This window comes from Pseudomonas sp. P4_C8, assembly GCF_056401975.1.
Window position 1 is genome coordinate 32,981 of sequence record NZ_JBFUIH010000023.1, and the last position, 17,931, is coordinate 50,911.

At 59.9% G+C, this 17,931-nt stretch carries 19 protein-coding genes; 4 read left to right on the top strand and 15 right to left on the bottom strand.

The annotated features are described in order from the left end of the window. Positions 1 to 101: 101 nt before the first annotated feature. Positions 102 to 1,379, bottom strand: coding sequence for an acetyl-CoA C-acetyltransferase (locus tag AC1DWM_RS16020; RefSeq protein ID WP_452624807.1), 1,278 nt, complete (start codon positions 1,377 to 1,379; stop codon positions 102 to 104). Positions 1,380 to 1,681: 302 nt separating this feature from the next. Between AC1DWM_RS16020 and AC1DWM_RS16025 the strand changes: the two genes are divergently transcribed. Together AC1DWM_RS16025 and AC1DWM_RS16030 are read left to right on the top strand one after the other, a co-directional pair. Further along, positions 1,682 to 3,034 carry a 3-oxoacyl-ACP reductase gene (locus AC1DWM_RS16025; protein WP_223515246.1) on the top strand — a complete coding sequence of 451 codons (1,353 nt, stop codon included), beginning with the start codon at positions 1,682 to 1,684 and terminating at the stop codon, positions 3,032 to 3,034. A gap of 2 nt (positions 3,035 to 3,036) precedes the next feature. Beyond that, positions 3,037 to 3,891 carry a MaoC family dehydratase gene (locus AC1DWM_RS16030; RefSeq protein ID WP_477795620.1) on the top strand — a complete coding sequence of 285 codons (855 nt, stop codon included), beginning with the start codon at positions 3,037 to 3,039 and terminating at the stop codon, positions 3,889 to 3,891. 136 nt (positions 3,892 to 4,027) lie between these two features. Here AC1DWM_RS16030 and AC1DWM_RS16035 read toward each other — a convergent pair whose 3' ends face one another. From AC1DWM_RS16035 to AC1DWM_RS16050, 4 genes are read right to left on the bottom strand one after another with little or no spacing between them, the layout of a single operon-like run. Next, positions 4,028 to 4,594 carry a DUF4136 domain-containing protein gene (locus AC1DWM_RS16035; RefSeq protein ID WP_223515240.1) on the bottom strand — a complete coding sequence of 189 codons (567 nt, stop codon included), beginning with the start codon at positions 4,592 to 4,594 and terminating at the stop codon, positions 4,028 to 4,030. Positions 4,595 to 4,647: 53 nt separating this feature from the next. Then, complete coding sequence (locus AC1DWM_RS16040) at positions 4,648 to 5,262, bottom strand: DUF4136 domain-containing protein (protein WP_223515238.1); 615 nt, start codon at positions 5,260 to 5,262, stop codon at positions 4,648 to 4,650. 12 nt (positions 5,263 to 5,274) lie between these two features. After that, entirely contained in the window at positions 5,275 to 6,024 is a 750-nt protein-coding gene (locus tag AC1DWM_RS16045) for a methyltransferase domain-containing protein (RefSeq protein ID WP_223515236.1), read from the bottom strand. After that, complete coding sequence (locus AC1DWM_RS16050) at positions 6,024 to 6,326, bottom strand: MazG-like family protein (RefSeq protein ID WP_223515233.1); 303 nt, start codon at positions 6,324 to 6,326, stop codon at positions 6,024 to 6,026. Before AC1DWM_RS16050 ends, AC1DWM_RS16045 begins: the two co-directional genes overlap by 1 nt. A 144-nt stretch (positions 6,327 to 6,470) precedes the next feature. Between AC1DWM_RS16050 and AC1DWM_RS16055 the strand changes: the two genes are divergently transcribed. Further along, complete coding sequence (locus AC1DWM_RS16055; protein ID WP_477795621.1) at positions 6,471 to 6,764, top strand: hypothetical protein; 294 nt, start codon at positions 6,471 to 6,473, stop codon at positions 6,762 to 6,764. 102 nt (positions 6,765 to 6,866) lie between these two features. Next, complete coding sequence (locus AC1DWM_RS16060) at positions 6,867 to 8,207, top strand: MATE family efflux transporter (protein WP_477795622.1); 1,341 nt, start codon at positions 6,867 to 6,869, stop codon at positions 8,205 to 8,207. 25 nt (positions 8,208 to 8,232) lie between these two features. On the opposite strand, the gene AC1DWM_RS16065 is transcribed toward AC1DWM_RS16060, so the two are convergent. The 10 genes from AC1DWM_RS16065 to AC1DWM_RS16110 form a co-directional block, all read right to left on the bottom strand. Continuing rightward, the gene (locus tag AC1DWM_RS16065; RefSeq protein ID WP_477795623.1) at positions 8,233 to 9,030 is read right to left on the bottom strand and encodes a DUF4123 domain-containing protein; all 798 of its coding nucleotides are present in this window, start codon (positions 9,028 to 9,030) and stop codon (positions 8,233 to 8,235) included. Beyond that, positions 9,027 to 10,349 (bottom strand): contractile injection system protein, VgrG/Pvc8 family, encoded by a 1,323-nt coding sequence (locus tag AC1DWM_RS16070; RefSeq protein ID WP_477795624.1) that lies wholly within the window; start codon positions 10,347 to 10,349, stop codon positions 9,027 to 9,029. Before AC1DWM_RS16070 ends, AC1DWM_RS16065 begins: the two co-directional genes overlap by 4 nt. Before the next feature lie 233 nt (positions 10,350 to 10,582). Next, positions 10,583 to 12,496 (bottom strand): arginine decarboxylase, encoded by a 1,914-nt coding sequence (gene speA / locus AC1DWM_RS16075; protein ID WP_223515205.1) that lies wholly within the window; start codon positions 12,494 to 12,496, stop codon positions 10,583 to 10,585. 219 nt (positions 12,497 to 12,715) lie between these two features. Then, positions 12,716 to 13,087, bottom strand: a complete 372-nt coding sequence (locus AC1DWM_RS16080) for a translation initiation factor Sui1 (protein ID WP_007947660.1) — start codon at positions 13,085 to 13,087, stop codon at positions 12,716 to 12,718. A gap of 177 nt (positions 13,088 to 13,264) precedes the next feature. Next, on the bottom strand, positions 13,265 to 13,822 hold the full coding sequence (locus AC1DWM_RS16085) for an NUDIX hydrolase (RefSeq protein ID WP_477795625.1): 558 nt from the start codon (positions 13,820 to 13,822) through the stop codon (positions 13,265 to 13,267). A 3-nt stretch (positions 13,823 to 13,825) separates the two neighbouring features. Then, positions 13,826 to 14,893, bottom strand: a complete 1,068-nt coding sequence (locus AC1DWM_RS16090) for a DUF2333 family protein (RefSeq protein WP_223515198.1) — start codon at positions 14,891 to 14,893, stop codon at positions 13,826 to 13,828. A gap of 152 nt (positions 14,894 to 15,045) precedes the next feature. Then, a complete protein-coding gene (locus AC1DWM_RS16095) occupies positions 15,046 to 15,522 on the bottom strand; it encodes a hypothetical protein (protein ID WP_477795626.1) in 477 nt (158 codons plus the stop codon). Beyond that, positions 15,519 to 16,025, bottom strand: coding sequence for an Hcp family type VI secretion system effector (locus AC1DWM_RS16100; RefSeq protein WP_477795627.1), 507 nt, complete (start codon positions 16,023 to 16,025; stop codon positions 15,519 to 15,521). The genes AC1DWM_RS16095 and AC1DWM_RS16100 overlap by 4 nt, the downstream gene beginning before the upstream one ends. Beyond that, on the bottom strand, positions 16,004 to 16,732 hold the full coding sequence (locus AC1DWM_RS16105; protein ID WP_477795628.1) for a hypothetical protein: 729 nt from the start codon (positions 16,730 to 16,732) through the stop codon (positions 16,004 to 16,006). Before AC1DWM_RS16105 ends, AC1DWM_RS16100 begins: the two co-directional genes overlap by 22 nt. Continuing rightward, complete coding sequence (locus AC1DWM_RS16110; RefSeq protein WP_477795629.1) at positions 16,729 to 17,880, bottom strand: DUF2515 family protein; 1,152 nt, start codon at positions 17,878 to 17,880, stop codon at positions 16,729 to 16,731. The genes AC1DWM_RS16105 and AC1DWM_RS16110 overlap by 4 nt, the downstream gene beginning before the upstream one ends. Between the last annotated feature and the right edge of the window lie 51 nt (positions 17,881 to 17,931).

A 17,931-nucleotide genomic window follows, 5' to 3' on the forward strand; every position in this document is an offset into this window, starting at 1 on the left:
ATGCAGAGAATCCTTGTAGGAGTGAGCCTGCTCGCGATAGCGGTGTATCAGACACGTTAATGTTCGCGAGCAGGCTCACTCCTACAGGTTACGGTGTTTCTTCAGCGCTCGATTATGGCGGTGACGCCTTGACCGCCGGCGGCGCAGATCGAGATCAAACCCCGGCCCTTGCCCGCCGCGTCCAGCAACTTCGCCAGGTTGGCGACAATACGTCCGCCAGTCGCCGCAAACGGATGTCCGGCCGCCAGTGAACTGCCTTTGACGTTAAGACGGCTGCGGTCAATGGAGCCCAGCGGCGCATCAAGTCCGAGACGGGTTTTGCAATAGTCAGGGTCTTCCCACGCCTTCAATGTGCAGAGCACCTGCGCGGCGAAGGCTTCGTGGATTTCGTAGTAGTCGAAGTCCTGCAAGGTCAGGCCATTGCGCGCCAGCAATCGCGGCACCGCGTACACCGGCGCCATCAACAGGCCTTCGGCACCATTGACGAAATCCACCGCTGCCGCTTCGCCGTCACGCAGGTACGCGAGGATCGGCAGGCCACGCTCCTTGGCCCATTCTTCACTGCCCAGCAACACCAGCGACGCACCGTCGGTGAGTGGCGTGGAGTTGCCCGCCGTCATCGTGCCCTTGGCGCTTTTCTCGAAGGCCGGTTTCAGCTTGGCGAGCTGCTCCAGGGTCAGGTCCGGGCGCAGGTTGTTGTCGCGGGTCAGGCCGAGGAATGGCGTCATCAGGTCGTTGTGCCAGCCTTCGGCGTAGGACGCGGCCAGATGGCGATGGCTTTCCAGCGCCAGTTGATCCTGAGCTTCGCGGGGGATGTTCCAGGTCTGCGCCATCAGCTCGCAATGTTCGCCCATGGACAAACCGGTGCGGGGTTCGCCGTTGCGCGGAAATTCCGGGATCAGGTGTCGGGGCCGCAATTGCAGGAACGTTTTCAGTTTGTCCCCGGTGGTCTTGGCGCGATTGGCTTGCAGCAAGATCCTGCGCAGGCCCTCACTGACACTGATCGGCGCATCCGAGGTGGTATCGACACCGCCGGCAATGCCGCAATCGATCTGCCCCAGGGCGATCTTGTTCGCCACCAGCAACGCCGCTTCCAGCCCGGTGCCGCACGCCTGCTGGATGTCATAGGCCGGCGTTTCGGGCGACAGCCGCGACCCGAGCACGCACTCGCGCGTCAGGTTCATGTCCCGCGACAATTTGAGCACCGCCCCCGCGACCACTTCGCCCATGCGCAGGCCGTGCAGGTTGTAGCGTTCGATCAAGCCTTCGAGCGCTGCGGTGAGCATCGCCTGGTTACTGGCGGTGGCATACGCCCCGTTGGAACGGGCGAAAGGAATACGGTTACCGCCGATAATCGCGACGCGGCGCAGCTGAGTCATGAAAAGCTCCTTGTGAAAAATAAAATCTGAACGCGGTCCACTGTGGGAGCGAGCCTGCTCGCGATGGCGGTATGTCAGTCGCATCAATGTTGGCTGACACACCGCCATCGCGAGCAGGCTCGCTCCCACAGGGGTCTGCATTCCATTTCAGGTTCTGTATTCCAATTCTGGGTTGCGGTCGCCCTGACATTCCCGCTACGAACTACTCTGCAATGTTCAAGCGTAGGCCTTATCTCGTGGATCGAACGACTGATTGCCAATCGTGGTCCACACTTTGAACCCCAGCTGCCGGAGCACGTTCCATGTCTGACCGTTATATCGACTTCGCCAATTCGTCCATCGGCCATCGCCTGGTCGGGGCCATGGGTTTGCCGTCGCCGGTCCGCCTGGAGCGCTGGCAGGCAGGCCGGCTGCGGCCTGTCGAAGGGGCGCTGTTGATTGGCGGTGGCCCGTTGGCCGAGAAAGTCAGTGCGTTCGCCAATCGCCTGACCGACGCGATTTACAGCTACGGCACCGAACCTTCATTGGCCACCGCTTGGATTCCCGGCCACGGTCCGAAACTCAAAGCCGTGGTGTTCGATGCCAGTAACCTGGAGCAAACCGGGCAGCTCAAACAGCTGCGCGAGTTCTTCCAGCCGCTGATGAAAAACCTCGATCACAGCGCGCACCTGGTGATTCTGGGCCGTGCCCCGGAAACCTTGAGCGACCCCTTCGCCGCCAGCGCCCAGCGCGCACTGGAAGGTTTCAGCCGTTCGCTGGCCAAGGAACTGCGCAGCGGTGGCACCTTGCAGTTGATCTATGTCGGCGACGGTGCGGAAGATCAGTTGGAGGGACCGCTGAGGTTTTTCCTCTCGCCTAAAAGTGCGTTTGTATCCGGGCAAGTGATTCGGTTGAAGGCGTGCGCCACGCCAGTTCAGGACTGGACGCGGCCACTGGCAGGACGCAAGGCGCTGGTGACCGGCGCAGCACGTGGCATTGGCGCCTCGATCGCCGAGACGCTGGCCCGTGACGGCGCCGAGGTGATTCTGCTCGACGTGCCATCGGCCAAAACCGATCTCGACGCCCTCGCCGCGCGCCTCGGCGGGCGCAGCATCACCCTGGACATTTGCGCCGAAGACGCCGCCACACAGTTGGTCGAACAACTGCCCGACGGCGTCGATATCGTGGTGCACAACGCAGGGATCACACGCGACAAAACCCTGGCCAACATGACCCCGGAATTCTGGGACGCGGTACTCGCGGTCAACCTCAATGCCCCGCAAGTGCTGACCAAGGCTCTGCTCGACAGCGGCACCCTGCACGACAACGGACGGGTGATTTTGCTTGCATCCATCAGCGGCATCGCCGGCAATCGCGGGCAAACCAACTACGCCGCGAGCAAGGCCGGGCTGATCGGGCTGGCACAAGCCTGGGCGCCGTTGCTGGATCAGCGCGGGATCAGCATCAACGCGGTGGCGCCGGGGTTTATTGAAACGCAGATGACCGCGCACATTCCGTTCGGCTTGCGTGAAGCGGGCCGACGCATGAGTTCACTCGGCCAGGGCGGCTTACCGCAAGACGTCGCCGAAGCCGTGGCCTGGCTGGCGCAACCGGGCACCGGCGCGTTTACCGGGCAAGCGCTGCGGGTCTGTGGACAAAGCGTCTTGGGGGCCTAGCGATGATCACCGATTGGCACACACTCAACCGCGAACCGAGCCTGTCGGCGTTGTATGTGCGAGCAGCGACGCGGCGCAAAATCACCGGCACCACGTTGCCCGACACGGGTTTGCACTGCTGGGTCGAGGTCGATCCCAAGCGCCTGGCGGCGTATCGCAAGGTCTGCGGGTTTGCCGACAACGGACTGCTGCCGCCAACCTATCCGCACATCCTCGCGTTTGCCTTGCAAATGCAATTGCTCACCGCCAAAGAATTCCCTTTTCCCCTGCTGGGGTTGATTCACCTGAGCAACCGCATCCGAGTTCTGCGGCCCATGGGCGGCGTGCACCGGGTACGCGTCAGCGTGCAGGTGCAGAATCTTCAACCCCATGCCAAGGGTGCGACGTTCGATCTGGTAACCACGCTGGACGATCAATTGGGGACGCTCTGGGAAGCGCGAAGCCAGATGCTGTGCCGGGGCGTCAAACTGGACGGGGAACCCGTCGAGGACGTGCTGGCATCCACTCTGGAGATGATGGAAGTCACCCTCTGGAAAGCGCCGACAGACATTGGCCGCCAGTACGCCAAGGTGTCCGGCGACTACAACCCGATTCACCTGAGCGCCGCCAGCGCCAGACTCTTCGGTTTCCCGACGGCCATTGCCCATGGGTTGTGGAACAAGGCGCGCACGCTGGCGGCGCTGGCCGATCACCTGCCAACGGCGAACATCGAAATTGCCGTGCAGTTTCGCAAACCGGTGCGGTTGCCCAGTGAAGTGACATTGCTGGCGAGCGCGGCGGGATCCAATGGGGACTTTCAGTTGGTGGGTGCCGGGGATCTTGAGCACGTGGTCGGGCATTGGCGGCCGGTGGCCTGATGGCCTGATGGCTGACAGTGGAATCTTTGGAGTGCTTGAGATTGCTATCGCGAGCAGGTCGAATCGTCGCACCGTCACTCCCACAGGGGATTTGTGTTGATGCGCAAATCAAATGTGAGAGCGAGCCAATGTGGGGTTAGTGGGCCAATTTAGGTGGGTAGTTGGCCAGGATGCGTACAACGGTTTCATGTATCGCATTGCTACGATCCGTCGGGTTCGGCGAGCCGCTGAGCAGCTGTTCGTCGCTACCGCGCCACACCAGTTTGCCGTCCTTGCCGTCGAGCATGTCGATCTGGATGGTCGCCACCTTATAGCTGACGTTTCGGGTTTCGTTGTACATCGGCGCGCCCCAGTAACCGTTCCAGGGGTTGCCCCAACCGCCGCCATAATTGGTGGTGACTTGTTGCTGGCGCTCTTCGACGATCAGATAAGTTTGTATGTTCAAGTCGCCCTTGGTGCCGGCGGCGGCCGGACGCAAGCCTCGCTGGTCCAGTTGATCGGCAACGGACTGGCGGATGCGTTGTTCAGTCAGGTCACTCTTGATCCGTGGATCATCGGGGCGATATTGCAGGGCGGGTTCTTTCCAGCTCCAGCTGCGGTAGGCGGCAAAATCGCGGCTGGCATCGAAGTCATGATTGACCTGGTTGGCGGCGCAGGCACTGAGCAACGCGGCCACAGCCAGTACAGCGAAACGGCGGAACATGATGGTTCTCCAGTTGCAGGCAAAACGTGCGGAATGCTTCTTATCTACAGAAGCTAACTAGGAGGATACGCCGACATTGCCTTTTCTACAGCCTTGCGAATGGCATCGACTTGCTCGCTCTGGCTGCCCTTATCGCTGGTTTCAGCGCTGGCGCTCCACACCGGCTGACCGGTGCCCGCATCGAACATGTCCACCTGCACCACCACGACCTGTTCCTGATAGGTGCGCAGGATCGGCACGCTGCCGTACATGCCGTAACCGCTGCCGTAGTGGTTGTATCCGCCATAGCCGGCGCCGTAATAACCGTAGTCGTCCTGCACCTGCCGCATGCGGGTTTCCAGGTGCAGGTTGGCACTGACAAACAGGTCGGCCGGACGGTTATCGCGCATCGGCCGCAAGCCGCGCTGATCGAGCGCATTGCTGACCACTTCGGCCACCTGCGCCGAGTCTGCCCAAGTGGTGCCCGGTGGCAGATGACCGTCGAGCCACGCCCAGCTGCGATAACGCCCGTAGTCACGCGGTGGCGCCGGGTAGGCGCTGTGATCGAAGGTGGTGGCGGCGCCTGGTGGCGCCGGCGGTATCGGATTGGACGATGCCACATACGGGTTACTGCCTTCACAAGCCGCCAGCCCGAGACAGATCAGCAGTAACCCTGAACGCCTTTTCATTGAGTGCTCCGCTCAGATCGGCCGACAGATCCAGTGCAGATAGCGCCCAAGCCCGGCAAAACTTGGGTGACGACGGTGCGCCAGCTCCATTTCCAGCAAGTCCACCAGCTCGGCGCGGGCCTGGAATTCCACAGGCATGTAGTCGTGAAAAACCCGCACGCCACTCTGGGTTTCGACCTGCCACAAGCCTTCAAGTTGCGCCGCCAGCTCGCGCGGATCCAGTGGCTGTTGCGGGGTCAGGCTCTGCTTCTCGCCGGCCATGTCGTTCTTGCGCATCTTGCGAAAGTGGCCCTTGAGCAGGTTGCGGTAAATCAGCGCATCGCGGTTGTAGAAGGCCAGGGATAACCAACCGTCTTTTTTCGTCAGTTGATGCAAAACCGGCAAAATCGCATGCGGTTCGGCCAGCCATTCCAGCACGGCATGGCACAGCACCAGATCGTAGGGTTCGGTGAGCTGACCGAGCAGTTCCTGCCACGGCGCCTGAATGAATGTCGCGTTCTGCCCGGCCTCGGCAAAGCGTTGGCGGGCGCCTTCGAGCATCGGCTCGGCGGGCTCGGCCAGCGTAACGTCATGACCACGCTGGGCCAGCCACAACGACATGTGGCCCAGACCGGCGCCGATGTCGAGTACACGCAGCGGCCGGTCCGGCAGGGTTTCAGCCAGATCGGCCTGAAGCACCGCCAGCCGGATCGCGCCTTTGGCCCCGCCGTAGATTTTTTCGGCGAAGCGTGTCGCCAGTTGATCGAAATGACGATCGCTCATCAGCTGAACCTCTTTTCGCTGTCCGCGAGTTTGCTGCGCACGACTTCATTCATGTCCAACCCCAACTCGCTGCACAGCAGCAATAAATAGAGCACGATATCGCCGATTTCCTGCCCGGCGTGGGCAAGCTTGTCGGCCGGCAGCTGACGCGACTGGTCTTCGGTCAGCCACTGGAAAATCTCCACCAGTTCGGACATTTCCACACTGGCGGCCATGGCCAGGTTTTTCGGGCTGTGAAATTGCCGCCAGTCGTTGCGATCACGGATGGCGTGCAGGCGTTCGGTCAGTTCAACAAGGTTCATCGGGCTCTCCTGAAGGCGTATAGCTTCGGGGGGATGATGTGTGAAGGCAAGCGGCACGCGCCGCAAAACCACTATGCTTGCAGGGAACTCGCCAATGCGATCAATGGCCCAAGGCTCAACCACTTTCATCAGGACGATAACGACATGCAGGTAGAAGGTTTTTTCGAATGGCTCGGCCAGGCGCTCGGCTCAGTCATCCGCTTTATCGTTGACGGCCTCAGTGGCTTGTTCAATCTACTGAGCAATGCCGGCGGCAACTTTGTCGAAGGCTTGTCCATGGCGTTGGGGATGGATGCTTCGATCATCAGCATCATCGCGCTGATTCTGGGCTTGATGCTGTTGTGGTCGGCGATTCGGGCATTCATGAATGCGTCGGTCATCATGGGGATCATCTGGTTGATGCTGGGGCTGTGGTTGTTGAGCTGGATTATTCACTAACACCTAAAACCCAGTGGGAGCGAGCCGGCTCCGGGCGGCTCGCTCCCACACTGGCTATGCGCTCGCCTCCCGCTACAATGCCGGCTTCGCCAAGGAGCCTGCATGTCCAACCTGATTGCCGACTGGCGTGACCGCCCGACCCATCGTCGGGTCTGGGCGCTGGCAGCGCCAATGATTCTGTCGAACATTTCCGTACCGCTGGTGGCGCTGGTCGACAGTACGGTCATCGGCCACCTGCCCCACGCCCATCAGTTGGGCGCCGTCGCGGTCGGGGCCAGTTTGTATACGTTCCTGGCCTGGGCCATGGGTTTTCTGCGCATGGGCTCCACCGGTTTCGCGGCGCAGGCCGCCGGACGTGGGGATGGCGCGGGGTTGCGGCAGATTTTGCTGCAAGGTTTGTTGTTGGCCATGGGCCTGGCGATTGTCCTCGGTGCCATGGGCGTTCCCTTGAGCAATGTCGCGTTGCACTTCATGCAACCTTCGGCCGAGCTGGATCAACTGACCCGCGATTTTTTCCACACGCGGTTGTTCGGTCTACCGGCGGCGCTGGCCAGTTATGCACTGGTCGGCTGGTTCCTCGGCACCCAAAACGCGCGGGCACCGCTGGCGATTCTGCTGAGCACCAATCTGGTGAACATCGCGCTGAACCTGTGGTTCGTCCTGGGGCTGGAATGGGGCGTGGTCGGTGCGGCCCGGGCGTCGGTGATTGCCGAATGGACCGGTGCGCTGATTGGCCTGCTGCTGACGCGCAATGCCTTGCGTGCCTACCCAGGGCATATCGTCTGGGCCGCGTTGGCGTTGTGGCAGAGTTGGCGCCCATTGCTGGCGGTCAATCGCGACATTTTCATCCGAAGCCTGGCGCTGCAATCAGTGTTTTTCCTGATCACCGTGCAGGGCGCGCGACTCGGTGATGCCACCGTTGCCGCTAACGCACTTCTACTTAACGGCCTGCTGTTGACGGCACACGCACTGGACGGTTTGGCGCATGCCGTGGAAGCCTTGTGCGGGCATGCCATCGGCGCGCGTGATCGAGTGGCGTTGCGGCGCTCACTGGTGGTCGCCTGCGGCTGGTCATTGCTGGCGAGCCTGGGTTTCGCCGTGTTGTTTGCGTTCGTCGGGCACCTGTTTATCGAAATGCAGACTGACATCCAGAGCGTGCGCGACACCGCGTTCATCTACCTGCCCTACCTCGCTTCGTTGCCGCTGATTGCAGTGTGGAGCTACCTGCTCGACGGGCTGTTTATCGGCGCCACTCGTGCCCGGGAAATGCGCAACGGCATGCTGCTGACCGTGGTTCTCCTGCTGCCCTTCGCCTGGGCACTGCAGGGCCAGGGCAACCATGGGTTGTGGATCACGTTTTTGCTGTTCATGGTGTTGCGCAGCCTGACCCTCGGCGCGTTCGCCTGGTACTTGCGCAAGAACGACGGCTGGTTCGCTGGATGATGGGAGGTCAGGGTCTTGCGCAGGTTCAGGACTGATCGTTTTGCCACTGGTTGCGCAGGCTATCGAGACGTTCCTGTTGAGTGATTCCCGGTATAGGCTGCTCGGGTATAGCGCCGGGGTACTGCAAGCGTAGCCATAACCAGCCATCGAGGACCGGCCGCTCGCTGAAACCCAGCGCCAATCCCTCCAGCAGATGGGACCACAGGCGGGTGTAATCGCTCGCGGTGGATTGGCTCCAGCGCCAGGCGTGTTGTTCAAGCAGGCAGGTTTGCAAAGCGTCACGCTGACGCGCACTGAGGTCTTCCTCAATGCCTAGCGGTTTGACCGCCAGCCCCGGATTGAACAACTGCTGCCAGCCCTGACAGCCGATAGCCCGGTCAGCCCAGGTTCCGCCGAACCAGCGCAGCTGGCTGATCGGACCGAGCCAGCGACTTAACTCCTGGGCATCGCACGCATCGAAAAAGTAACTGGCCGTGTGGGGATTGTAGTAACTCAACAAGGCGCGTTGATGCAGGCCAACAGTGACGGTGAGCATGCGACGCAAATGTTCGAGCAACTGCGACGGCGACGCCTCACTGACCAGCCACAGCCCGCTCCAGAGATGGGGTTCGCGGTGGCACTGCTCGGCCAGCTCAGGGCATCCGTTGAGGTCGACCAACACCGGCCCGCTCTCCCTCAGCGGATGCCATTCGGTGTTCTCAAATAACCAGAATTGTCGGGCATGGGCAAACTGCTGCCGCAGTGCTGCACCGGCCCCAGGTTCACCCGGTACATCGAGCAACAACCATGGCGAGGTTGCTTCGGGAGCCAGGACGGCAATCATGCCGCACCGCTCTGGCCAAGCTGCGTCGCGGCCCGGCAAATGCAAAGGTTTTGCGTGCAATGAGTAAAACTGCCCCCGCCGGGCAGCAGGCACAGCAACACCAACGGCTCGCTGGAGTGCAACAAGCGCAACAATCCCTCGACCGACACATTGTCGTCTGCCACCGCAGCCGGTTGAAGCTCGGGCGAGCCTGGCGCCTGGATATCGGGCGCACCGGGAAGAAACCCAGTGATCAGCGGTTGATCGGGATCACCTTCGACAAAGCTCACCAGCACCTCAATTCCTTCACTCAAAGGCAGGTCGAGCGTGCCACGCAATTCAGGTGCTATCGACAACCAGCAGTGGCTGGATGCCGCGCCTTCGCCCTGATAGAGCCAGTCAAATTGCACGGCGACGGGCCGGGACGCCTCGGGTTGAGGCTCAGCGACCTCGACCACCCAGGCCCGCTGCAGGCTGTGCATCCTGGGAGCAGTGGCCAAACCCGCCGGCACATAAGGCGACGCGGCCGCCACCGCGCGGATCTGGTTGCCGTACGTAAACTCCGGCAGCTGCTCCCCCTGATGCTCGACATGGGTCAGCAACCAAGGACGATTCCAGTCGGCACACGGATGACCCGTCATCGGAACGCGCTGGCCACTGCGCAGTGTCGCAAGATTCGTATGGCCTTCGGCAGCCTGCGCGCGACCATGGAGCGTGAACTGATGCACGCCAGGTTGCCCGGTGTCGGACGCAAAGATCATCTCTGCGCCGCACCGATCGTGCCCCTGCCCGTCACCTATGACCAGACAGTGACCGCCCCAGCGGTGCTCGAAGTAATAATGAAGTCTTTCTTGCGCACACAGTCGCTGGAAAAATTGCAGATCCGACTCCTGGTGCTGCGTGCAGAAATCCCGAGGAAGGTAATCGCCGGTCAACTCGAAACGCCGATCCTTGCCCGCAATGCCATGCTCCTTGAGCACTTGGGCGAGGATGTCCGGCACCGAACGGTCACTGAACATTCGCCGGCTGGACCGCAGCGCCAGGCACGCGAGTTTCGGCCTCAGGCTTACACGACAAAGTCTGTATGTTGTGCCATGTCCGGTCTGGACGAGTTCATGCAACTGCCCGTGAATACCACTCCCCGCTGGCCCGAAATGCAAAAAGCACGGACGGTACAACAGGCTTGCCAAGTCCAGCGTCGGATCATCGATCAGCACATCCACGTTGAACTCAAAGGGTTCGCTGATCGCTTCACTGCCAGTAAAGGCCAAGACCTCAAAGGGATCGGGCAGACCCGCTATATCCAGACGAAATGACGGCTCGTTGACTGGATCGAACATCGGCGATTCTCTACAGGAGGGGCGGCCGGGGATTCTCTCCGAGAGAGTTGGCCGAGTAGAGTGCCGAAATACAACTTAGGAAACGGCCTACGCGAAAAGAAGACCACATCGCATGGATAGACGTGGATGTGAGTCATTTCGCTGGAAAACAAAGACGCGTCTCACCAGGCCCTCTGAAATTTCCGCAACGTGCGGAACATTTTCAGACAACCTGATGAGAGCCGTGCCTTACCTTACGAAGACAGGTAAGACGAACGGGTCAGGCCCAGGCGCAGCGCGTCGAGGAACTGGGTGCGCTCGGCAGCGGTGATGCGGGCACTGGCGCACTTGTCGCGGTAGTGGGTCATCAACTCTTCCGGCGACAAGTGCACGTAGCGCAGCATGTCCTCGATGGTGTCGTGGGTTTCGATACCGGCGTGGTACACGCTGCCGTCAGCGTTCTGGTAGATGTTCACCGAGTCGGTGTCACCGAACAGGTTGTGCATGTCGCCAAGAATTTCCTGGTAGGCGCCCACCAGAAAGATCCCCAGCAGGTAGTCTTCACCGTCGTTCAGCGCGTGTACCGGCAGGCTGGTTTCGATGCTCTGCTCGTCGACGTATTGCTTGATCTTGCCGTCGGAGTCGCAGGTCAGGTCTTGCAGCACTGCACGGCGCAGCGGCTCTTCGTCGAGACGGTGCAGCGGCAGGATCGGCAGGACCTGGCCGATGGCCCAGGTGTCCGGCAGGCTCTGGAACACCGAGAAGTTGCAGATGTACTTGTCGGCCAGTTTGTCGTTGAGTTCGTCGAGCACCTGACGGTGCGAACGCTGACGGGCTTTCAACGAGTTGTGCAGGCGACGGCACACGGCGAAGTAGCATTGCTCGGCCAGGGCTTTTTGAGCCAGGGTCAGCTTGCCATCGGCGTACTGGGAAGCCACGTCGCTCATGTAGTGCGTCGCGCGCCAGTACGTTTCGGTGACCATCTCGATGTCGGTCGGGCCCAGCAGGTCAACCAGCCATTGCACGGTTTCCGGCAGCTCTTCCTTGTTGTCGATCTTCGGCACGTCGTCGTTGTGTTTCTCGACGTCGGTGACTTGCACCACCAGCATGGCGTGGTGAGCGGTCAGGGAGCGGCCGCTTTCGGAGAAAATGTTCGGGTGCGGCAGGTTCTGCGCGTCGCAGAACTCTTTGAGCATCCCGACCACGACACCGGCGTAATCGTCCATGTCGTAGTTGATCGAACTGGCGTTACGCGAATGCGTACCATCGTAGTCCACGCCCAAACCGCCGCCGACATCGATGTGATCCACCGGCAGGCCGAGGTTGCGCAGTTCGCCGTAGTAACGAATCGCTTCCTTGAAACCGTGCTGGTAGTCCGCCAGGTTGGCGATTTGCGAGCCCATGTGGAAGTGCAGCAGGCGAATGCCCTGATCCAGGCCGGCCGCGCGGAAACGCTCGACCACCGACAGCAATTGCGCCGCCGACAGACCGAATTTGGATTTCTCGCCACCGGTGTCCGCCCACTTGGACGAGGCCAGGGACGACAGACGCACGCGCAAGCCGACTTGAGGCTTGACCTTCAGCGACGCCGCTTCTTCGATCACCAGGCCGACTTCGGATTCTTTCTCGATCACGATAAAGACGTTGTGACCCAGCTTCTGGCCCATCAGCGCCAGACGAATGAACTCGCGGTCCTTGTAACCGTTGCAGACGATGGTGCCGCCCTTCGGCGCCAGGGCCAACACGGCCAGCAGCTCAGGCTTGGAGCCGGCTTCCAGACCGATGGAAACGTCCTGAGTGGCGATGATGTTTTCAATCACTGCTTCTTGCTGGTTAACCTTGATCGGGTACAGCGCGGTGTACTTGCTCTGGTATTCCAGACGCTCGATGTTCGCATCGAAGGCGCCAGTCAGCTGACGCACGCGGTCTTGCAAGATATCCGGGAAACGCACCAGCAATGGCAAGGACAAACCGCTTTTGCGCAGTTGGTCGACTTGCTCGAACAGATCAATAGGCGAACTGGTCGGACCGTTCGGACGAACTTCGACGCGACCGGCGTCGTTGATCGCGAAATACCCGGCCCCCCAATGGCGAATCCCGTAAACACTGCGGCTGTCCGCAACTGTCCATTGGCTGCCATCGTCTTTGCGTGTGCGTCGTACGGACATTGAAGTCCCCTATAAAGAAGTCATAGAGCGTCGCCTGGGTTCAGGCCGGCGCAGTCTAAAGAATGAAAATGACGATTAGCCTGCATGCAAGGGCGATAGACCTCACATTCAGGTTTGAGTTTAGAAACCGGTCAGAACAGGCTCTGTGAAAACCATGTAGACGACGCCAGACCTGTTGTCAGGACTGGATCAAGCCGAGGGTGGTTTTCACAGAGGCTGCTAGCCGCCGGACTTCTTCGCTTTGAAACCGAGTTTGATCAGCTCACCCAAGAGTAGCTCGACATGATCGCCCTGGATTTCGATGATCCCGTCTTTCAACGCCCCGCCTGTGCCGCAACGTTTCTTCAACGTGGTGGCCAGGTCCTTGAGCGCGTCTTCGGCCAACGGCACGCCGGTGATGGTGGTCACCGTCTTGCCGCCACGACCTTTGCTTTCGCGACGCACGCGAGCGATGCCGTCGCCGGCCGGGATAACGGTCTGTTTGCAGATACAGGCGTCCACCGGTTTACTGCATTCCGGGCAATGACGACCTGCGTCGGTGGAAAATACCAAGCCACCAAGGGCGGCGAAGGATGCGGCTTTTTTGGCCACCGGCAATCCTCTTGGGAGGACAAAGACTGGTCGCGGCAACTTGGGAAGTGGCCATCGACCGCGAAGCCCCACTCAGGCAGGGGCAGCGCTACTGAACCGGGCACGCTGGTTCAGTTTGAAAAGGTCGCGCAGTGTAACGGCAAAAAGCCGACTTGCTAAGAGCCAATCGGCGCCAATTTATAGCTCTTTTGCGACGTCATCCTGTTGAGCGCGCAGATAGCGCTTCAATGCGGCCAGAGAGTCCGGGCAATAAGGCTTTTGCTGGATTTCCAGCATGACCTGATCGATGGGGATAAAACGTGCTTCGAGCACCTCTTCCGGCTGCAGGATCAATGGCCCGTCCCACACCGCCGAAAACGCCGAACACCAGAGCCGGTTGCCGGTGTCTTCAAAGAAGAAGTGATCATGGGCGGTCAGTTCCACACCGCTCACACCCAGCTCTTCTTCGAGTTCGCGGGCGGCCGACTCGGTGTAGGTTTCGCTGGCGAGCACCATGCCTCCCGCCGCCACATCCCAATACCCCGGATAAATGGCTTTGCTCAGGGTTCGCCGGTGTACGCACAGTTCACCAGCCGAGTTGAACAGCATGATGTAGGTGCCGCGCCCGATCAGCCCGCGCTCACGCAAATCGGAACGGACCAGGGCGCCGAGCAGGTTGTCCTGTTCGTCGACCCAGGCGATCTGTTCGGCATCCGAGGCCGCGCGATGGGCGGCCTCTTTGGCGTCGTCGACCATAAATCAGCCTTGATTGAGCAATTGACGCAGATCGATCACTGCGGCGTTGGCTCGGGAAATGTAATTGGCCATGACCAGCGAGTGGTTAGCCAGCACGCCGAAGCCGCTGCCATTGAGGATCATCGGACTCCAGACCGGCTCTTGCGAGGCTTCCAGCTCACGAATGATCTGACGCACGCTGACCGTGGCGTTTTTCTTGGCCAATACATCGGCGAAGTCGACTTCGATGGCGCGCAACAGATGGGACAGTGCCCAGGCCTGACCACGGGCTTCGTAGAACACGTTGTCGATCTGCATCCACGGGGTCTCGATGATTTCTTCGTCGACCTGTGGCACTTGGCCCGGCGCGAGGACTTCGGTTTTCAGCGAGGTGTTGAGTTTGACCCGGCCGACACTGGCCGACAGGCGTTGTGACAGCGAACCCAGTCGGGTGCCCACGTCACCCAGCCAGTTGTTCAGGTTGTCGGCGCGGGCATAGAACAGCGCGCTTTTCTGGTTCGGATCGGACAGACGTGCCTGATAGCGGCTCAGGGAATTGATGCCTTCCTGATACTCGGACTCACTGGAAGGCAGCACCCAGCTTTTGTTGTCGAAGTTGAAACGCGGTTCAGCCTTGGCCAGATCGGCGTCTTCGGCCGACTGCGACTGTGAGCGGGCGAAGTCTTTACGCAGCGCACGGCTCAGGTCGCGGACCTGGACCAGCACGCCATATTCCCAGCTCGGCATGTTGTCCATCCATAGGCCCGGCGGGAAACGGTCGTTGGAAATATAGCCACCCGGTTTGCTCAGCAACGTCCCGGCGACGGTCTTGAGGGTTTCCACCGTGGTGTAGCCGATGACCATCTGCTTGCCTTCTTTTTCGGCAGCGATCTGGGCATTTTGCTGGACCGGGAACAGCGCAGGTTCTGCACTCCAATACCAACCCAGGGCAATCGTAACCAGCAGATAAAGGCCGATCAGCGTGGCCAGCGCCCGACTGAACAGCAGGCCGCCAAAGTAACTGCGGGTGGCCGATTTAGGTTCAGCGGCACGTTCAGGTGCGCTGCCCGCGCGGTTCTTCCAGTCCAGCATGGCGATATCCTTTCAATCACTTGAGTTCATCGGTTCGACCACAACCATACAACAACGAGCCTTTGGCCGGCACCCGTCGTTGGACCTATCCCGAAATTTGGCGTAGAAAAACCAGCCTCCCTTGCCAATGAACTCAAGCGTGCATGCCCGCTTTAATAGCCCCTGACCATCATTGAAACCTGCTGCACCTCGGCCGGCATGAAAAGATGGGCGATGCCTTCGCCGTCTGTTGTGCGCTGGACAGTCTCCCCGTCCACGGTCGCGATGTAGCTGCGCTGCACCAGCGGCTCACCCGTGACGCTGTCGATCAGGCGGAAAATCCTGGGTGTTCGAGAGGGCTGGGGCGGCGGATTGTTCATCAACCCCATGACCTTGCAGTCAAAGGCCTGCTCCGCAATCGGCCAGTCACCGTAGTCGGCTTCAGCCCTGACCAACCACCACTCGCCCCGCTCAATCCGGTCGAGCACTTCGCTGTCGATATCGATCAGCAAACCGGCGCGCAACTCGCTCAGGCCTTCAATGGGTTGCCGATCGTTCAACGCCTGGCGCACATGATCCATCGCTTCCTCGCCGGGACAAGCATGCTGGCGCTCCCACGCGGTCAGATGAAAGTCATGGACCAGCCTCATGCCAACGTCTCGGTGTTCCACTCGTCGGAGCCCATGGTTCGACTGATTTCATGTCTCCAGTAAATGCGTCGGTAGCTGAAGTGAACCTTCTCCAACTGGGTGATGTGCGCAGTGCCCGCGTCTTGGCAGTGGGGCAACAGCACCTCGGCGCCGATGATCACCGCGTCATCAAGCTCCATCGTGTAGAAATGCTCCTGCATTCCCTGAGCCGAGGTGCGATACCACTCGACGCGGCACTTGCTGAGCAACTCGCCGGAACACAAGGCGATATTGATCAGGGGCGACGATTTGTCGATGGTCTTGGTGATGATCAAGGGCTTGTGCATCCGGCGCCCCGCTCCCGAGCCTTTGGGCACGAAAATGCCATGGCTCAGTGCCTGAATCATGATCTGGTCCTCACGACCCAGTTGGTAGACGTTACCCACTGACGCCTCGGTGAAGGCGCCCGCGCTGATCAGGCCTTGTCGTTCGCCTTTGAGGGTCATGAATGCAGGGGTTGGCATGACGGGGTTCCTTTGGTTTTTGTGGGAAATAAGGGGGTGACCGGATTGGATTGATCCAATTCGATAAGAGCTTCTTCATCTCCATCTTCCTCGAAAGGCGTCCACGGCTTGCCGATCGAGAGGGTGATCAGATAGCGCTCTTCAGTTGGGCGCTTGTCGTACTTGAATCGATGCATGTGCATCATGACTTGGTATTTTTTGCCAGCCTTCCAGTAGACCGTTCCTCCTTTATTCACATCTCGCAATTGCGCTCGCCATTCAGGCGTATCGGCAAAGGGTGGATAGTGTTTTCTGCCGGCCACCCTCCATCCGCCCGCGCGCCACTGATCTTGCAAACTCAGAGCTACCTTCAGGGCGTCATCGAGCAGCAGCGGCTCGACTTGAGGGGACATGCGGATACTTGTACTCACGTTGTCGTCAAAGGTGATGGTAAAAAAACGCGCCTGAGGCGTAACGAATTCGTACTGCGGGTCGATGAATCGCAATCGCGCATCGGTCTTGGGAAGACCGAGCCAGATATGACCGCGTATCAAGGGGCTAAACGAAGCGGACGAGCGCTTGTGCATGTCTTCATAAGTACCGCCCATTTCCAGAGCAATTTCTGGTTCGTCCGAAAGTAGTCCGATTGCCCAAATCACGGCCAGCACACTCAAAATAATCATCAATGCCTGCCGCCAGCCGCGAACCGCTCGCCACGATAGGATCATGACTGCCCGCCCCCCACGGCGATTTCCCGAATGGATTGCTCCATTGCCGACCGGTTGTCGTCCTGTAACATCTCGTCAAAGCGAGCCGCGGCCTGCAGCACAAATGGCATTCGTTGATTGATGTCCGACAAGTCCGCCAGCGGGTTGCTATCAAAGCCAATGGTGCGACCATCCTCTACGCGCTGGCACTGGCTGGTGAGCGTCAACTCGATTGCCCGGGCCACGCCGGATGGAAAACCTGTCACGTAGGAAACATGGTTGCCACGCAGCAACGCCACCAATTGGCGATCCTTGTAAATCGTGGGCTGGAGAATGTTGCTCTGCTCATGCCAAGCCAAACGTTCCACGCTAGTAGCTATATCACCTGCCTCTATAGCCTCAAAGGCTTGCAAAACCTCAATGTAACTCAGCCCGAAAGGGAGCTTTCTCTGGTCCACCGGCCAAAGCACTGGAAATTTCGGATGTCCAGAGATGCCCTCGCGGGCCTTCAGGCACTTCTTCAATTCCACCAATCCACGCTTCGCATAAAACTCATGCAATGGAAAAACATCCAGAAACAGCGTGGTATTCCCCAGCGCCATCATGTCGTGCACATGCAGGAACTGCTGCTGTACCAAGGACAAGTCTTCCCCGGCAAAACGGATATCCACTGAGGGCACAGGATTGCGCGCATCCGCTTCTTTATAGTCACGCAAGGCATCCGCCTGTTCCGACATCCTGCCCGGAGTCAAAAGCCCGGACTCACGGCGGCCGTCTTGCAAACGCTGCCGTGCCTCCCACTCCTCACGAATACGTTCAACACTGTCCGTTGCATGCAGCAACCCACAACCCACCTGCTTGGAGGCAAACGCCGCCAGACCGGCCCACTGAAACCTTGGGTCATGCAACCACAGCCGGGCATAGGCCGCGTTGATCGCTCGATTGCGCGCCACCGGGTCGGCAATCAATACGCCCTTCGGGGCGACGATCTCCTCCGCCTCGCGCTGATACGTACGCCAAAGGCAGGAGCACGTGAGGATCGGCACGTCAGTGACCAAGGTCTTGCTGCCATAAAGCCGCTCCTCTTTACACTCACAGTCAGCAACGGGGGTGCTGTTGTGATTCAGGCGCTGGTCATCGCTGGAATGTTGTTCAAAACACTGAGTCATGAGTTTCGGTTGGCTACCAAGGGAATCCCTGAACCCTAACAGCCGAAAATC

Bases quoted from the DNA above. Each gene is read 5' to 3' on its own strand.
- AC1DWM_RS16020 (WP_452624807.1), bottom strand. From the start codon at position 1,379: ATGACTCAGCTGCGCCGCGTCGCGATTATCGGCGGTAACCGTATTCCT.
- AC1DWM_RS16025 (WP_223515246.1), top strand. From the start codon at position 1,682: ATGTCTGACCGTTATATCGACTTCGCCAATTCGTCCATCGGCCATCGC.
- AC1DWM_RS16030 (WP_477795620.1), top strand. From the start codon at position 3,037: ATGATCACCGATTGGCACACACTCAACCGCGAACCGAGCCTGTCGGCG.
- AC1DWM_RS16035 (WP_223515240.1), bottom strand. From the start codon at position 4,594: ATGTTCCGCCGTTTCGCTGTACTGGCTGTGGCCGCGTTGCTCAGTGCC.
- AC1DWM_RS16040 (WP_223515238.1), bottom strand. From the start codon at position 5,262: ATGAAAAGGCGTTCAGGGTTACTGCTGATCTGTCTCGGGCTGGCGGCT.
- AC1DWM_RS16045 (WP_223515236.1), bottom strand. From the start codon at position 6,024: ATGAGCGATCGTCATTTCGATCAACTGGCGACACGCTTCGCCGAAAAA.
- AC1DWM_RS16050 (WP_223515233.1), bottom strand. From the start codon at position 6,326: ATGAACCTTGTTGAACTGACCGAACGCCTGCACGCCATCCGTGATCGC.
- AC1DWM_RS16055 (WP_477795621.1), top strand. From the start codon at position 6,471: ATGCAGGTAGAAGGTTTTTTCGAATGGCTCGGCCAGGCGCTCGGCTCA.
- AC1DWM_RS16060 (WP_477795622.1), top strand. From the start codon at position 6,867: ATGTCCAACCTGATTGCCGACTGGCGTGACCGCCCGACCCATCGTCGG.
- AC1DWM_RS16065 (WP_477795623.1), bottom strand. From the start codon at position 9,030: ATGATTGCCGTCCTGGCTCCCGAAGCAACCTCGCCATGGTTGTTGCTC.
- AC1DWM_RS16070 (WP_477795624.1), bottom strand. From the start codon at position 10,349: ATGTTCGATCCAGTCAACGAGCCGTCATTTCGTCTGGATATAGCGGGT.
- speA (WP_223515205.1), bottom strand. From the start codon at position 12,496: ATGTCCGTACGACGCACACGCAAAGACGATGGCAGCCAATGGACAGTT.
- AC1DWM_RS16085 (WP_477795625.1), bottom strand. From the start codon at position 13,822: ATGGTCGACGACGCCAAAGAGGCCGCCCATCGCGCGGCCTCGGATGCC.
- AC1DWM_RS16090 (WP_223515198.1), bottom strand. From the start codon at position 14,893: ATGCTGGACTGGAAGAACCGCGCGGGCAGCGCACCTGAACGTGCCGCT.
- AC1DWM_RS16095 (WP_477795626.1), bottom strand. From the start codon at position 15,522: ATGAGGCTGGTCCATGACTTTCATCTGACCGCGTGGGAGCGCCAGCAT.
- AC1DWM_RS16100 (WP_477795627.1), bottom strand. From the start codon at position 16,025: ATGCCAACCCCTGCATTCATGACCCTCAAAGGCGAACGACAAGGCCTG.
- AC1DWM_RS16105 (WP_477795628.1), bottom strand. From the start codon at position 16,732: ATGATCCTATCGTGGCGAGCGGTTCGCGGCTGGCGGCAGGCATTGATG.
- AC1DWM_RS16110 (WP_477795629.1), bottom strand. From the start codon at position 17,880: ATGACTCAGTGTTTTGAACAACATTCCAGCGATGACCAGCGCCTGAAT.